This window comes from Yersinia alsatica, from assembly GCF_025133195.1.
In the GTDB taxonomy this organism is placed as follows: domain Bacteria; phylum Pseudomonadota; class Gammaproteobacteria; order Enterobacterales; family Enterobacteriaceae; genus Yersinia; species Yersinia alsatica.
This window is the reverse complement of sequence record NZ_CP104006.1, coordinates 738,560-754,859: the sequence shown is the minus strand read 5'-3', so window position 1 is coordinate 754,859 and position 16,300 is coordinate 738,560. Positions and strand designations below refer to the sequence as shown.

Genomic DNA, 16,300 nt, shown 5'->3' with positions numbered 1-16,300 from the left:
TTTATGCATTCTTCAAACCCACAGACTCTTTTTAATCTGCAAATTTTAGCCACTAATTTTAGCCACTAAAGAGTGCAGAAAAATCTTTGTTACATACCCGCTGTACCGCCGGATGCTGGATCATACGCTCAGCAAAAATAACGTAATACTCTTCCTGTACATTATCTAAGCGACCAATTTCTACAATTTTGTCATCTTTAGCATAGGTATCAGCTGCATATATTGTCGGCGCAACAAAAATAGCATTGTTATAGAGAGCAAAGGCATTCATCAATGCCGCGTCATCAAACTCCCCCAGAATCTCTACTTTGAGCCCTTTGCTGTTAATCCAGTTCAGTAATTTACGCCCCAGCATGGAACGGCGACCAGGGATCAACAAACGCTTTTGCTGTAAACAAGCCGGGAACGGCAACTCCGGAATGGGCTGACGACAGTAAAAACTGACACTGCACTCCCCAAGTTTCACCGAGAATAACCCTTCTTGTTGGCTGGAATCGACGGGACAGTCAGACAAAATCATATCCAGTTTATGCTGGCTCAATTGCTCCAATAACATTTCATGGGTCGATTCAAAACAGCGCAGATGAATTTTTTCATGATCTGCCACGGCAGTCTCTAATACTTGGCTAACCAGCCGCTTGGATAATGCATCAGCAACACCGACATCAAAGAGCAAATTAGCTTCTTTACGATAATTAACGATATCCAGCATTTCATGGCTGAGCATAAACATTTTATCGGCATAGCGAAAAACCAGCTGACCCAGCTCTGATGGCACCAGCCCTCGCCCTTGGCGTTTGAATAATTTGCCGCCCATACGTTCTTCCAAGGCTTTAATTTGCCCGGTAATGGTCTGTGGCGTTAGAAATAAAGCTTCAGCAGCGCCAACGACTGAGCCTTCCTTACAGACCTGCCAGAAATAATACAGATGATTAAAATTGATATGTGACATTCGCATGTTGTTATCTCCTTAACATATCGCCGAGCCGAATAGAGGGCTCCATGCACGACTAAACATTCCCTGTTCCGAGACTTCACAAAATGAAAGCCAGGAAATCCATCAAGTAAAACGCCAGTGCCGCAACCTGCAGCACTGGCCATTTAGTTCTGAATTAGTGAGCCGCTTTTCTGTTTGCAGGCAAGGCTAACCGTAATAAACAATAGCCCACAACTGCTGCGGAGGTCGAACCTAGCAATATACCCAGTTTAGAATAGGTCGTCAGGGCAATATCGCCGCCTTCAAAGGCCAGTGACGCGATAAATATCGACATGGTGAAGCCGATACCGCATAGCACTGATACGGCAAAAATCTGCTTAAAGTTTATCGCATCTGGCAGTTTAGCAATCCCTAACTTAACCGCTAGCCAACTAAATAAGAAAATCCCCAGCGGCTTACCAATAAACAGACCGCTTGCAATCCCAAGAGGCAGTAGCGATGTCAATCCTGAGAGAGAGACACCTTGCAATGAAACGCCTGCATTGGCAAAAGCGAATAACGGTAAAATCAAATAAGCCACCCACGGGTGCAAGCCATGCTCCAGCGATTCTGAAGGTGAGCGCTTATCTTTAGTGTGCAGTGGGATCATAAAGCCCACAATCACCCCGGCTAACGTCGCGTGCACGCCAGATTTAAGAATACAGACCCACAGAACTAATCCCACCAGTAAATAGGCTGATGTTTTTCCGACACCCCGCCAGTTCATATAGCCCAATAGCGCAATAGCCGCGGCGGCAACCCCCAAGGCTGGCACTGAAACTTCATGGGTATAGAACAATGCAATGATAATTATGACACCCAAGTCATCAATAATGGCTAATGCCAGTAAAAAGACCTTCAAGCTGGTTGGAACTCGGTTCCCCAGCAATGCCATGACACCCAATGCAAAAGCAATATCAGTAGCGGCTGGAATTGCCCAACCTTGGCGGGTGACATCATCCGCCCCATTAAACAGTAAGTAAATCAGGGCGGGAGCCAACATACCACCCAATGCTGCAATAGCCGGGAACACAGCTTTATCGCGCCCTGCCAATGACCCTTCCATCAGTTCGCGCTTCACTTCCAGCCCGACAACCAGGAAGAACACGGCCATTAAGCCATCGTTAACCCATAACAGCAGCGGCTTACTAATATCCAGCGACGCTATCTTTACTGATACCGGCACATCAAGAAATGATAGATACAGCCCTTGGAGTGGGCTGTTAGCCATAAATAAGGCCACAAGCGCGGCAAAAATTAAAATTAAGCCGCCTGCAGCCTCTTGGCGTAAAAATTGACGAATTATGTTTGTCACAATGAATGACTCCTTACATCGGACAGTGAGCTGGTGCTCGGCAAATCAATTCATAAATTTTAGGATAATCCTCAATTCGAAAAAAGTCGTTTTTATAGCATTGAATGCTCGATAAAACCGATCCATTACTGATGTACGTCACAGATATTTCGCGATGACGATGAAAAAAATCCCCGATGGTTATCGAGGATTTTAATTTTCATCTGCTTTATTAGCTTGTTAGCAGCTAAATCGCAACTAGCGGGTCAGGTCATCAAAGAATTTCTTAACGCCATCTAAAAAGCTTTTAGAACGTGGGCTGTTTTTCTCGCCCGCGGCACCAACAAAGCTTTCTTCCAGTTCACGCAACAGTTGTTTCTGTTTTTCGTTCAGATGGACCGGAGTCTCAACCACAACACGGCACAGCAAGTCGCCTTGACTACCACCGCGAACAGATTTAACCCCTTTGCCACGCATACGGAACAGTTTGCCCGTTTGCGTTTCCGCAGGTACTTTCAGCTTAACTCGGCCATCCAACGTCGGAACTTCAATCTCGCCGCCCAAGGCTGCCATTGCAAAGTTAATTGGAACTTCGCAATAGAGGTTATTGCCTTCGCGCTCGAAGATTGGGTGCGCTTTGACCTGAACCTGAACGTACAAATCACCCGCTGGTGCGCCGTGTTCACCGGCTTCACCTTCACCGCTTAAACGAATGCGGTCACCGGTATCCACGCCCGCCGGGATCTTAACCGACAGCGTTTTTGATTTCTCAACACGACCATGTCCATGACATTTATTGCACGGGTCTTTAATAATTTGACCGCTGCCATGACAAGTCGGACACGCCTGCTGTACGGTGAAGAACCCTTGGCGCATATGTACCTGACCTGCCCCACGGCAAGTCGAACAAGTCACCGGAGAACTGCCTGGCTTAGCACCGCTACCGTGGCAAACATCACACTCATTTAGCGTCGGAATACGGATTTCTTTGGTCACACCCCGGACAGCTTCTTCCAGTGTCAGATCCATGTTGTAGCGCAGATCTGAACCACGGGAGGCTCGTTGACGACGGCCACCACCAAAGATATCACCGAAAACATCACCAAAAATGTCGCTAAAGTCTGCACCACCGCCACCAAAACCGCCACCGCCCATACCACCTTGTTCAAAGGCTGCATGACCATATTGATCATAAGCTGCGCGCTTTTGTGGGTCGGTCAGAATTTCGTAAGCTTCCTTAACTTCTTTGAAATTTTCGCCGGTATCGTTCTCGTCCTGATTACGATCCGGATGATACTTTACCGCCAGGCGTTTATAGGCCTTTTTGATTTCACGTTCATCGGCGTCCTTTTTGACGCCTAAAACCTCGTAATAATCTCTCTTCGCCATTCTCTTTTTTTCCTACCCTTAACATGCGTGCACGGGCGTAGAGTTTCCTCGACGCCCGTGCTGGTTTCCAGCAACAGTAAGGCCTACTACTGCTGTGCCCGCTTAAGGGCGATTATTTTTTATCTTTCACTTCTTCGAATTCGGCGTCTACGACGTCGTCTTCTTTCTTGGCACTGGTATCACCAGCATCACCGCCTGCGGCAGCTTGCTGCTGTTGAGCCATTTCCAGCAACTTGCCAGAAACCTGCACCAGAGCCTGAGTTTTCGCTTCGATTTCAGCTTTGTCTTCGCCTTTCAGAGCGGCTTCCAGAGCTTTCACCGCGTCTTCGATGGCAGTTTTGTCTTCAGCTGGCAGTTTGTCACCGGCTTCTTCCAACTGTTTACGAGTACCGTGAATCAGATGGTCAGCTTGGTTACGGGTCTGTACCAGCTCTTCAAACTTACGGTCTGCTTCAGCGTTAGCTTCAGCATCGCGTACCATTTTCTGGATCTCTTCCTCATTCAAACCAGAAGATGCCTTGATGGTGATCTTCTGCTCACGACCGGTATTTTTGTCTTTAGCAGACACATGCAAAATACCATCGGCGTCGATATCGAAGGTCACTTCGATTTGCGCCATGCCGCGAGGTGCCGCCTGGATACCGTCCAGATTGAACTGACCCAGAGACTTGTTATCCTGAGCACGTTTACGTTCACCCTGCAGCACATGGATGGTTACTGCAGACTGGTTGTCTTCCGCAGTAGAGAACACCTGGCTGTGCTTAGTTGGGATAGTGGTGTTTTTAGTGATAAGCGGAGTCATCACACCACCCATGGTTTCAATACCCAGTGACAGTGGGGTAACGTCCAGCAACAGAACGTCTTTCACTTCACCAGACAGAACACCACCCTGCACTGCCGCACCAATAGCTACAGCTTCATCTGGGTTAACGTCTTTACGTGGCTCTTTACCGAAGAAATCAGCAACTTTCTTCTGAACCATTGGCATACGAGTCTGACCACCCACCAGGATAACGTCCTGGATGTCGGAAACAGACAGGCCAGCATCCTGCAGAGCCACTTTCAGTGGTTCAATAGAACGGTTGACCAAATCTTCAACCAGTGACTCCAATTTAGCGCGAGTCACTTTGATGTTCATGTGTTTTGGACCATTGCCATCAGCCGTGATGTACGGCAGGTTGACGTCAGTCTGCTGAGCTGAAGACAGCTCAATTTTCGCTTTTTCAGCGGCTTCTTTCAGACGCTGCATTGCCAGTGGATCGGTACGCAGATCCATGCCCTGATCTTTCTTGAATTCATCAACCAAGTAGTTAATCAGACGGCTATCGAAGTCTTCACCACCCAGGTGGGTATCACCGTTGGTTGCCAGAACTTCAAAGGTTTTTTCGCCATCAACTTCGTCGATTTCGATAATTGAGATATCGAAAGTACCACCACCAAGGTCATAAACCGCGATAGTACGGTTGCCGACTTCTTTATCCAGACCGTAGGCCAATGCTGCTGCGGTTGGCTCGTTGATGATACGTTTTACTTCTAGACCTGCGATACGGCCAGCATCTTTGGTTGCCTGACGCTGAGCATCGTTAAAGTATGCAGGTACAGTGATAACCGCTTCAGTCACTGGCTCACCCAGATAATCTTCAGCCGTTTTCTTCATTTTCTTCAGCACTTCAGCAGAAATCTGCGGTGGTGCAATTTTTTGGCCTCTTACTTCCAGCCAAGCGTCACCATTATCAGCAGCAACGATTTTGTACGGCATGATGCTCTTATCACGCTGTGCTTCTTCGTCCTGGAAACGACGGCCAATCAAACGCTTGATAGCAAACAGTGTGTTTTCTGCGTTAGTGACAGCCTGACGTTTAGCTGGTTGACCAACCAGAATCTCACCATCTTGGGTATACGCGATAATAGAAGGCGTTGTGCGATCGCCTTCGGCGTTTTCCAGCACGCGCGCAGTTGTGCCATCCATAATTGCTACACAAGAGTTGGTAGTACCCAAGTCGATACCAATAATTTTACCCATCTAGAACGCCTCCACTAAAAAGTCATATTCGGTCAAGTTACTAATCTATATGTGGGCGGATTGTTTTTTTTCAACTGCCCAAATTCTTACAATCAATGTTTTCATACCCAGCATTCTACTGGCGTATGTTTCCGCTGATCCACGATTAGTCCCTGCGGTTGGGAATAAGATGGGGCCACGAAACGCAGCATCAAGGGGGGAGATGAAAAAAAATTACTTTTTATCACCCTCAAGATCATTGTTTCCAATCGCGCGGATCATTATGATGCCGCGCGCACTGAGGGAATTGACGACTTTTTGGTCATTCAGGCGCTTTATACTTATTCGGATAATTATCCTTTTTTTATTAGCATTCTGTTACTTGCAGAGGACTTATGAACACCACCAAGTTGGCGAATCCTGGCCCATTAGGCCTGATGGGCTTTGGGATGACCACCGTCTTGCTCAACCTGCACAACGCAGGCTTCTTTCCCCTGACCTCTGTTATTTTGAGCATGGGGATTTTTTACGGCGGTCTGGCACAAATTCTGGCGGGTATGCTGGAATATAAGAAAGGCAACACTTTTGCCGCTACGGCGTTTACCTCTTATGGTGCATTTTGGTTGAGCCTGGTCGGTTTGCTGATGTTGCCTAAAATGGGTATGGCGGAAGCAACTGATGCGCAATTCCTTGGCGTTTATTTGGGCCTATGGGGTATCTTCACGCTGTTTATGTTCTTCGGCACCCTGCCAGCCAACCGTGCTTTGCAGTTTGTTTTCGGTAGCCTGACGCTGCTGTTTGCTCTGCTGGCAGTCGGTAACTTCACCGGTAACCATTCACTGCTGGTTTTCGCTGGTTTCGAAGGCATTATTTGTGGTGCCAGCGCAATTTACCTGGCAATGGCAGAAGTACTCAATGAGCAATATGGCCGCACTGTGCTGCCAATTGGCGAACCGAGCCAAAAGTTACAAGTACAAGCTGTAGTTTAATTACAGTCTGTTTAGAAAGCTTATATTTGACTGCCCCCTGAGTATTTATATTCAGGGGGCTTTTTTATACTTACTTATCGTAACACCGCTATTGGCAGCCCTTATATATCACCAATCATTATATATAAAAACACATCTATTTATTAACACTATAAAATAGTTAAATAGAATAATTTAAATAGATAAAGAAAACAAATAGCTCGTCATATAACATATCAATACCGTTGATAATATTGATGAGTAAAATAAACCCAAGGGCCGCCGATGAAAATAGTCACAAAGCTATTAGCTAGCGTTATATTAATAATATCGCAATCAGCTTGGTCAGAGCAGGCAAAAATCTGTTTTTATGAATTAGCTGATTTTAAAGGAGAATCGTTCTGTGCCGCAGAAAGTGAGGAAAGAGCCACCTATATTTATGATGAACACTTTGATCATGGAATAGCCTCTATTTCAGTTCCGCCAGGAATGATTATCACTATTTATGATGGTATTAATTTCTCTGGCACTAATAAAAAATTAAAAAATGATATTAACCAGCAAGAGTTAATATCATTAGGATTATATAAAGAAATAAAATCCTATCAAATAGCACCGGCAATCTGCTTTTATACTGAAGACAATTATCAAGGTGACAGCACCTGCCTAGCTTCAAATCAACAAATAGATTTATATCATGATAGCCAAGGAATAATTAATTCTAACCGAAATTCAGTGCTTATTCATAATGATAGTATAAAATCAATCACAATCCCTAATGGGATGATGGCGACAATTTATAAGAATGACAATTTCAATGCACCTTTTTTTGAATTAACCGAAGATATTGCTGTAAATGGTTTGAAATCATTAGGAATGGATAATGAAATAACCAGTATCAAAGCATCAGAAAAAAAAGAATTTAGCTGTGACCAACAATGCATCATTATAGGACATCGCAGAATAAAGTTAGCTGATGCATTCGGTAGTTACTGGGATAACTCTCTATTAAAAAACAAACAATTACTTCTTGTTTTCAACAGCGATGGAATATACAGAAACGCCACTTATGATATTAAATTATTTAACGGACCGACCATTAGCTTGAATAAAGGCAACATCATATTTTCCGATCTCAGTATGGTTAGCAAGTTCTATTTTAACCTCTATGAAGAAATAGACAGATTGTCATTTATTATACAAGTAGAAGATAGCATCGTAAAAACTCAGTATATCCAGACATTAAATAATAACTTAGTCGACATATCACCCATCATATTATTTGAATGGGATAACATAATGAACGACAGCCCAGAAATAGAAATTATAAACTACAACATAGAAAAACCGTTAATTCTAACCAAAGCTATATTGACGGCAGACACTGGCATTAAAACAGAAAGAAAAAGAGATGTAAATCAAGTAATAAACACAAGCAAAATAATATGTGCCTTTACTCCGTTCCTAAATATTTATAATTACATTACACATGGTAAATGCCAGCAATTAGATAGTATTATATTTAGCGCAGAGAAATACTTTAATAATAGCACGGAAGGAAAAACATTACATATTGCAGGCAACAGTCGTCCACTAAAGAAAGAATCACTGGCAAGAACAGAGCCAGCCGATATAAATGGTTTTAATAGCTACGTGCTATTAACTTATATTGACAGTACTAAGCATAACCAATCACTAAGTTTACCGGCTGTCGCTAAAGCCTGCATGGTTTCTATCTATTCTTTATTCAATTCACGTCAGGTACGTCAAATAAAGCCTCATTGTATTGATTGGACATTAGAAATCATGACTGATTTCACCTTATTATTCGGCCATAGTCTGGAAACATGGAATGCTGTATTTTTTGGCCAAATTATAGACTCTATTATTAGAACCGGAAGCACTGGAGTCGAAGTAGCAGACCCAGAGGTGGAAAAGCGATTAATCAATACGGTAAAAGAAAAAGTAACGGAGCGAAGTGAAGAAGATCCTCTCCATCATGTCAGAACCGCCTTTGACTATGCTCAGCTTAGCTATTTAGGGTACAACTTTCGTTATTTATCGGATGAGCCGCCCTTACGAGTGGAATTATTACCTCTAGGAGTCTATGAGTTATTATTAGATACATTTGAATACCGACCAATCCACCCCAGCTTCATGGTGCAAAATGAACTTGTTATGCAACATGACTTGAATTTTGAAGTGGAAATACTGACTACACTCCCCCCTGAAGAGGAGGAAAAACTTTCGGATGCTGAAATTCAGAACGCTCAAGCCATGCGAAGAAGACTCAGCGAAACTATTGCGCAATGGGGGCAACAGTATCAAGGCGCGCATATGGGATCAGATCCTACTGTAGATGGCAAAGAGGCCGTACTCAGTAAAATCCTACATGCAGGACATATTGTTACCGGAATAATCCATCGGAGATTAATTATTCGCCGCCCCGGTGAAATTTATGTGGTTATCAAGCTACATGGCAGAATTATAGCGATTGTTCTGGCTGACCGTTTTAACAGCCAAAATGAAGTTGAGCTGGTCGCCTCAGCAACCCTGCCAGATTATGTATTATCCCCGGAACGTGAAGGAACTGTTCGTGGGGCTGGAACCGCCGCAGTGAGTGAACTCGCCCGCTATTTACAACGACAAGGAGCCAGAACATTATTTTCTGAAGTCATTTCTCAGCCCTCAGCGCGAGTCAAACAGAAGCTCGGCTTTAATTTCAAAACGGAATTTTAAGCTCAATTAGCAAAAAAATAGCCCATAAATTTATGGGCTATTAGAGTAGAAGTTTATTTGGCGATATCGTGGTTCAGCCCATTACTTTCTTGGTTATCTGAACTTTCACGTCACTGTTAATATCATTACGCAGATAAATCCCTAACAACAACCCCACCAGTGATAACAACAACATGTAATACGCGGGAGCCATTGGGGTCACCTTCATCAATAAGGTCACCACAATCGGTGTCAACCCACCAAAAATGGCATATGCCACGTTGTAAGAGAAGGAAATACCGGTGAAGCGAACTTCCGCAGGGAATGCACGAACCATCACATAAGGTACTGCGCCAACAATGCCCACACAGAATCCAGCCATCATATAGTGGCTAAACAGTTGGGTCGGATCAGTCAAATTAGTGTGATAAAACGACCATGTGGACACAGCCAGCATCAGGCTACCAATAATAAAGGTCTTACTGGCACCAAAACGATCAATCGCCAGCCCTGCGACTACACAGCCAAATACCAATGCAACAATTGCCAAGCTGTTTGCTTGCAATGCTAGCGCCGGTAAGACATCAAACTGTTTCTGTAAATAAGTCGGCGTCATCAGGATAACAACCACAATACCGGCTGAGAGCAACCAAGTCAGCAGCATGGAAACAAACACTTCTTTCTTATGATTAACCACGACAGATTTCAATGGCAATTCATCTGCCAAGGTTTTGCGGGCCTGCATCTCTTTGAAGATAGGAGTTTCCTGCAACCAGCGGCGTAAATACATCGCGAACAAGCCGAAGATCCCACCAAGGAAGAACGGCACACGCCAGCCGCCATCTAAAATAGCTTGATGACTCAGCATGGTGTTCATCGCGGTCGCAACCAGTGAACCTAACAAGATCCCAGCGGTTAAACCTGCGGTTAAGGTGCCGCAGGCGATACCAATGCGCCGGCGTGGTACGTGTTCAGCCACAAAGACCCAGGCACCGGGAACTTCACCACCGATTGCCGCACCTTGTAATACCCGCATCAGCAACAGCAGTAATGGTGCCGCGATACCGATAGAGGCATAAGTTGGCAGCATACCAATCGCCAGTGTTGGCAATGCCATCAACAAAATACTCAAAGTGAACATTTTTTTGCGGCCGACCAAATCACCAAAGTGCGCCATGATGATGCCGCCCAGTGGACGAGCCAGATAACCGGCGGCAAAAATACCGAATGTCTGGACCTGACGCAGCCACTCCGGCATATCTGTCGGGAAGAATAGGTCGCCAATAACCGCCGCAAAGAAGACAAAGATAATGAAATCATAAAACTCTAGCGCCCCGCCAAGTGCGGCCAGCGTGAGTGTTTTGTAATCTTGCTTATTCAACCGGCGATTATGATTATGCTGTTGGCTAGCATGAGACTGGGATAAGTCATTTTGAGTTGAGTTGTGTTCTTGAGGCATATGACACCGTAGTAAACCAGAGTAGGGGAAGAAAAATATTTCCAACTTTTTGTAAAGTAAACATGACTATACCGTACAAAATTCCCCACACGCTTACAACGGAGTTTTATGCTATAAAAAATTCTAATTTAGTCTTTTGCACCAATAATGGCACTCTTAGGACGAAAAGACGCTACCACTTCACTGTTAGTTTCGACGTAAGGTCCGTCCAGTAATTGGATGCAATAAGGCACACTGGCGAAAATCCCGGCGACAACAACCTTTGATTGAGCATCTTTCACTCCTTCAAGGGTTTCTTTGATGGATTTAGGCTGCCCAGGCAAATTAATAATCAATGCTTGCTTACGGATAACCCCCACCTGACGGGATAATATCGCGGTAGGAACGAAATGAAGGCTGATTTGACGCATTTGTTCGCCAAAGCCCGGCATTTGGCGATCGGCAATAGCCAAGGTGGCATCAGGGGTAACGTCACGTCTTGCAGGGCCAGTTCCGCCTGTGGTCAGCACCAAATGGCAGCCCATTTCATCGACTAGCTCACACAGGGTTTGTTCAATCAGTGTTTGTTCATCGGGGATAAGACGGGTTTCGATTTCAAAAGGGGTGGTCAATGCACTGGCCAGCCACTCTTCCAATGCTGGAATGCCTTTATCCTGATATACCCCACTCGACGCGCGATCTGAGACGGAAACTAAACCGATACGTAATGTATTCATGTGACTACCTCGACGAAAAGCCTTTATCTGTGGCGAATAATAGCATATCCCACGTCATTGGAACTGCTCTCAGACGCAAGTGGCAGGCAATAAAAAAGGCGGCTTACGCCACCTTTTCGTCAGATAACTGCGGATAATCAATTACCGCAAGCTATAGAAATTACAGCAGGTCTGAGATCATTTTCTCAAGTTTGCCTTGGTCGATAGCAAATTTACGGATGCCATCAGCCAGTTTATCAATCGCCATTGGGTCCTGATTGTGCTGCCAGTAGAACTCAGCTTCAGTCAGTGGCGCTGGTTTAGCCTGTACTTCACCGGTATAAGACAATTTACGCTCTACCGGGCCTTCACTTTCTGCCAGTTCTTTCAGCAGAGATGGCGCGATAGTCAGGCGGTCACAACCTGCCAACTCGATGATTTCGCCCAGATTACGGAAGCTTGCGCCCATAACCACAGTCTTATAACCGTGTTTTTTGTAATACTGGTAAATCTCGGTGACGGAAACAACACCTGGATCTTCGTTTGGTGCGAACTCTTTTTTATCGCCATTGGCCTTGTACCAGTCAAGAATACGACCAACAAATGGTGAAATCAGGAACACACCCGCTTCAGCACAAGCACGCGCCTGAGCGAAGGAGAACAACAGAGTCAGGTTACAGTTGATACCTTCTTTTTCCAGCTGTTCCGCAGCACGGATACCCTGCCAGGTAGAAGCCAGTTTGATCAAAATACGATCATTGCTGATGCCAGCTTCGTTATACATTTTGATCAGGCGCTTGGCTTTTGCCACACTGGCAACAGTGTCATAAGACAGACGAGCGTCAACTTCAGTAGAAATACGGCCCGGGATCAGCTTCAGAATTTCCAAACCAATATTAACAGCCAGTTTGTCTGTCGCATCAACGATTTGCTGAGCATGGTCGCTACTTTGTTCACGAGCCCAAGCAACAGCCTCATCAATCAGCTTGCGGTATTCAGGAATTTGCGCAGCATTCAGAATCAGTGATGGGTTGGTGGTTGCATCTTGCGGCTGATACAGTTTCATTGCCGCGATATCCCCAGTATCTGCTACTACAGTGGTGATTTGACGTAGGGAAGTAAGTTTATCGGTCATGTTGTCGTTTCTCATCGTTTGTGCATGAACTTTTGGCATGTCGCTGCTTTTCATCTCTGTCGAAACAACTAGTCATCTCTTTGCTGATGTTAGCCATTTCTCACAATTGGCTATTTCGACACTGTGCCTTGTCTTGATAATAACATGCGTAAGCCTCGGTGCAAGGCAGTTAAACTGATTAAAAAAGGCGCAAACCAGCACTATTCGGTTCGCAACCGTTTTCGCCTTTTAAAACAGCCGGAAACCGGCAGGTTATTAGCAACTTCGTCCATTCTTGTGGTGCTGAGACGATTTAGCTAAACAAAGTTTTTCATCATTGGATACCAAAGCTGTAAAAACTATATCCGTTATCGGAAAGACCGCCTACCTATCTTAGCAATCGTCCAATCTTCTTTTAGCTGACGGGCGCTTTTTGCTACAGTGTGTTATCTGGATAAACAGGATGTCGTTATGCTTATTATTATTTCCCCAGCCAAAACCCTTGATTTTCAAAGTCCGCTAGCAACCAAGAAGTTTACTCAGCCTGAAATGTTGGATAAGTCACAACAACTTATCGAGATTTGCCGTGAGCTGACGCCGGCGCAAATCAGCAGTCTGATGGGGATTAGCGACAAACTGGCGGGGTTAAATGCTGCCCGCTTTAGCGAATGGCAGCCAGATTTCACGCCGGACAATGCGCGTCAAGCTATTCTGGCCTTTAAAGGTGATGTCTACACCGGGATGCAGGCACAAGATTTCAGTGCGGCTGATTTTGATTTTGCCCAACAACACTTGCGCATGCTCTCTGGCCTATACGGTGTGCTACGCCCACTCGATCTGATGCAGCCTTATCGGCTAGAAATGGGAATTAAACTGGCAAACCCGCGCGGCAAAGATCTCTATTCTTTCTGGGGTGATCAGATAACCGAAAAACTGAATCAGGCGCTGGAGCAGCAAGGTGATAACGTGCTGATTAATCTGGCCTCTGATGAGTACTTTAAGGCAGTAAAACCAGCCAAATTAGCCGGTTCACTGATTAAGCCGGTGTTTTTGGATGAGAAAAACGGTAAATATAAAATCATCAGTTTCTACGCCAAAAAAGCCCGAGGTCTTATGAGCCGCTTTATCATTCAGAACAAATTGACCAAACCAGAGCAACTGGTTGATTTTAATCTGGAAGGCTATGAGTTTGATGCCGGGTTATCGGCGAAAAATGAGTTGGTATTTAAACGGAGTGAAAGCTAGGTTTTGTCATTCAGTTGTTTGGGGGCCGGGTTTGTAGGGTGGAGTTAACAGGTAATATTTCTCGCAAGCCGTAGGCGCAGGAGGGCTGGTTTACCCTCCTGCTCGGTTGAGTTCACAAAAGTAAGATGAACACTGAACGGTGAGCAACCGATAACAGTGACCCCATACTTAACAACCGAACCATAACCTACTATTTTAACAAAAAACGGATAGACGCTACTTCGGCAAAGCCATCAAGAAACCACGTAACTCTGCAAAATCTGCCAATAAATCATGGGATAGCAAAGGTAACTGTGCCCGCACCGCCAATGGTTTTGGCAACGGTAACTCTTGCCCCAGTATCTCTTCTACACTCTCTTTGAATTTCGCCGGATGTGCCGTACCAATGAACAACCCAAATTCACCATCTTGCAATTGGTCACGCAGAACACGGTAAGCAATGGCAGCATGAGGTTCTGAGATATAACCCAAACCCGCCAGCTCGCGCATGGTGTCTTTGGTGATGTCATCACTGACCGCCCCGTGGCCCAAATCCTTCAACTGCCAGATTTTACGGCGATAGAGTTCTTCAACCCGTGGCCAGTTATTTGGCTGGCTGACATCCATGGCATTCGATAACGTCGCCACAGTGGGTTTTGGCTGCCACTGGCCATTAACCAAGAAACGCGGCACGGTATCATTGGCATTGGTGGCAGCGATAAAGCGCTTAACCGGCAACCCCAAGGATTTAGCCAGCAGGCCAGCAGTCAAATCACCAAAATTACCACTTGGTACAGAGATAACCAGTTGATTACGCGCTTCTTGTGGCAGTTGGGCTACCGCTTCAAAGTAATAGCAAATTTGCGCCAATAAACGGCTGATGTTGATTGAGTTAGCAGAATTAAGGCTCAATTCCTGCTTTAACTCTTCGTCATCAAAGGCTTGTTTCACCAGTGCCTGACAAGCATCAAAATCGCCATCAATGGCCACCGTGTGGATATTGCCCCCCAGCGTACAGAACAGTTTTTCTTGCAGTGGGCTGATTTTGCCACGTGGGTAGAGGATAACTACCCGCACGTTTTTCAGGCCATAAAAAGCATGGGCCACTGCGGCACCGGTGTCGCCAGAGGTCGCCGTTAAGATAGTTACTGGCTGATCGCCAGCCACTTCAGCCAGCATTTGCGCCATAAAACGTGCGCCAAAATCTTTGAATGCCAATGTCGGGCCGTGGAACAGCTCCAGAACTGCGATATCATTCTCAACCTGCGCTACCGGTGCCGGGAACTCAAAAGCCGCCTGCACACGTTTGGTTAAAACTTCGGGAGCAATTTCACTGCCAATAAATGCAGACAAAATGCGGCTGCTGCGTGTTACAAAATCCAGATCCAGCAATTTATCAATTTCAGTCAGCTCAAACTCGGGGAGTTCCAGCGGGAAGAAAAGCCCCTGCTGCTTGCCCAAACCCTGCTTGATCGCTTGCGCGAAGCTGACCTGCTCGTTGTGATCTTTAAGGTTATACAGTTTCATGCGTTATCCCAGTAGTCGTGCGCCTGCGGTATCCAGACGGCAAATATGAACAAAACCTTCGTCGTTTTGCAGGTAATGATTTTGTAGCCAGCCCGCCATACGCTGCGCGGTGTCTGCGTCGTCACAGACGGCAAACAGGGTCGGGCCGGAGCCGGAAATACCACAGGCTAATGCGCCAATATCATGCGCAGCTTGCCGCGCTGCCGCAAAGCCCGGCAGCAATTGGGTGCGATAAGGTTCGGCAATAACGTCTTTCATCATTTTAGCCGCCAAATCTGGCTGCTGAGTGTGGCAGGCGTGAATGAACCCGGCGACATTGCGCCCATGGGTGATGCAGTCCTGACGGCGATACTGCGCCGGTAAAATCGCCCGCGCTTCAGCGGTTGAGACTTTAATACCCGGATATGCCATCACCCACAGCCAGTCATCGAAGCCGGGCACGTCTTGGCTAATATAGCCATCTTGTTCAAGAATCAGCTGCATCCCGCCCAAATAGCACGGCGCAACATTATCAAAATGAACGCTGCCGGATACCCGCCCTTCCAGTTCACCCATCAGGCCAAGCAAGGTAACTTTGTCCAGCGGCTTGCCACAGAATTCGTTCATAGCCATCAAACCAGCGACGACTGAACAGGCGCTAGATCCCAGCCCTGAGCCAATCGGCATGTTCTTTTCCAGTACCATCGCCACCGGGATCTCTTGGCCAATTTCCTGACAAAAACGCTCCCAGCATTGATAAACAATATTCTGTTTTGGGTCGTCAGGCAGTTTACTGACAAAGCGGCCTTCATTGCGCAGGCTGAAACGCTCTGCCGCAACCACACTGACACAGTCACCCAGCAAGCTGCCGTCAATCGGTGAGACCGCCGCACCTAGCACATCAAACCCGACGCTGACATTGCCAATCGATGCCGGAGCATAGATTTTAACCATA

Annotated in this window: 12 protein-coding genes; 3 read left to right on the top strand and 9 right to left on the bottom strand. The window is 45.9% G+C overall.

Annotated elements, in window-relative coordinates; translation table 11 throughout:
* Window positions 1–58: 58 nt before the first annotated feature.
* The 4 genes from nhaR to dnaK form a co-directional block, all read right to left on the bottom strand.
* On the bottom strand, window positions 59–958 hold the full coding sequence (gene nhaR, locus N0H69_RS03345; protein WP_050106599.1) for a transcriptional activator NhaR: 900 nt from the start codon (window positions 956–958) through the stop codon (window positions 59–61).
* A gap of 154 nt (window positions 959–1,112) precedes the next feature.
* Complete coding sequence (gene nhaA, locus N0H69_RS03340; RefSeq protein WP_050106600.1) at window positions 1,113–2,291, bottom strand: Na+/H+ antiporter NhaA; 1,179 nt, start codon at window positions 2,289–2,291, stop codon at window positions 1,113–1,115.
* Window positions 2,292–2,528: 237 nt separating this feature from the next.
* Window positions 2,529–3,659 carry a molecular chaperone DnaJ gene (gene dnaJ, locus N0H69_RS03335; RefSeq protein ID WP_004706078.1) on the bottom strand — a complete coding sequence of 377 codons (1,131 nt, stop codon included), beginning with the start codon at window positions 3,657–3,659 and terminating at the stop codon, window positions 2,529–2,531.
* Window positions 3,660–3,771: 112 nt separating this feature from the next.
* Window positions 3,772–5,682 carry a molecular chaperone DnaK gene (gene dnaK, locus N0H69_RS03330; RefSeq protein ID WP_004706076.1) on the bottom strand — a complete coding sequence of 637 codons (1,911 nt, stop codon included), beginning with the start codon at window positions 5,680–5,682 and terminating at the stop codon, window positions 3,772–3,774.
* A gap of 374 nt (window positions 5,683–6,056) precedes the next feature.
* Here dnaK and satP point away from each other — a divergent pair, with 374 nt between their 5' ends.
* Both satP and N0H69_RS03320 read left to right on the top strand, forming a co-directional pair.
* A complete protein-coding gene (satP, locus tag N0H69_RS03325) occupies window positions 6,057–6,650 on the top strand; it encodes an acetate uptake transporter (RefSeq protein WP_050106601.1) in 594 nt (197 codons plus the stop codon).
* 264 nt (window positions 6,651–6,914) lie between these two features.
* Window positions 6,915–9,368, top strand: coding sequence for a GNAT family N-acetyltransferase (locus tag N0H69_RS03320; protein WP_050150360.1), 2,454 nt, complete (start codon window positions 6,915–6,917; stop codon window positions 9,366–9,368).
* Window positions 9,369–9,441: 73 nt separating this feature from the next.
* On the opposite strand, the gene N0H69_RS03315 is transcribed toward N0H69_RS03320, so the two are convergent.
* From N0H69_RS03315 to tal, 3 genes are all read right to left on the bottom strand, one after another.
* Window positions 9,442–10,806 (bottom strand): MFS transporter, encoded by a 1,365-nt coding sequence (locus tag N0H69_RS03315; protein WP_050106602.1) that lies wholly within the window; start codon window positions 10,804–10,806, stop codon window positions 9,442–9,444.
* A 128-nt stretch (window positions 10,807–10,934) separates the two neighbouring features.
* Window positions 10,935–11,522 (bottom strand): molybdopterin adenylyltransferase, encoded by a 588-nt coding sequence (gene mog / locus N0H69_RS03310; RefSeq protein WP_050106603.1) that lies wholly within the window; start codon window positions 11,520–11,522, stop codon window positions 10,935–10,937.
* A gap of 160 nt (window positions 11,523–11,682) precedes the next feature.
* Window positions 11,683–12,636, bottom strand: a complete 954-nt coding sequence (gene tal / locus N0H69_RS03305; RefSeq protein WP_004706065.1) for a transaldolase — start codon at window positions 12,634–12,636, stop codon at window positions 11,683–11,685.
* A 450-nt stretch (window positions 12,637–13,086) separates the two neighbouring features.
* On the opposite strand from tal, the gene yaaA reads away from it, so the two are divergent.
* Window positions 13,087–13,860, top strand: coding sequence for a peroxide stress protein YaaA (gene yaaA, locus N0H69_RS03300; protein WP_050145561.1), 774 nt, complete (start codon window positions 13,087–13,089; stop codon window positions 13,858–13,860).
* Window positions 13,861–14,076: 216 nt separating this feature from the next.
* On the opposite strand, the gene thrC is transcribed toward yaaA, so the two are convergent.
* Entirely contained in the window at window positions 14,077–15,366 is a 1,290-nt protein-coding gene (thrC, locus tag N0H69_RS03295) for a threonine synthase (protein WP_050106605.1), read from the bottom strand.
* 3 nt (window positions 15,367–15,369) lie between these two features.
* Complete coding sequence (thrB, locus tag N0H69_RS03290; RefSeq protein WP_050145707.1) at window positions 15,370–16,299, bottom strand: homoserine kinase; 930 nt, start codon at window positions 16,297–16,299, stop codon at window positions 15,370–15,372.
* Window position 16,300: the final 1 nt, after the last annotated feature.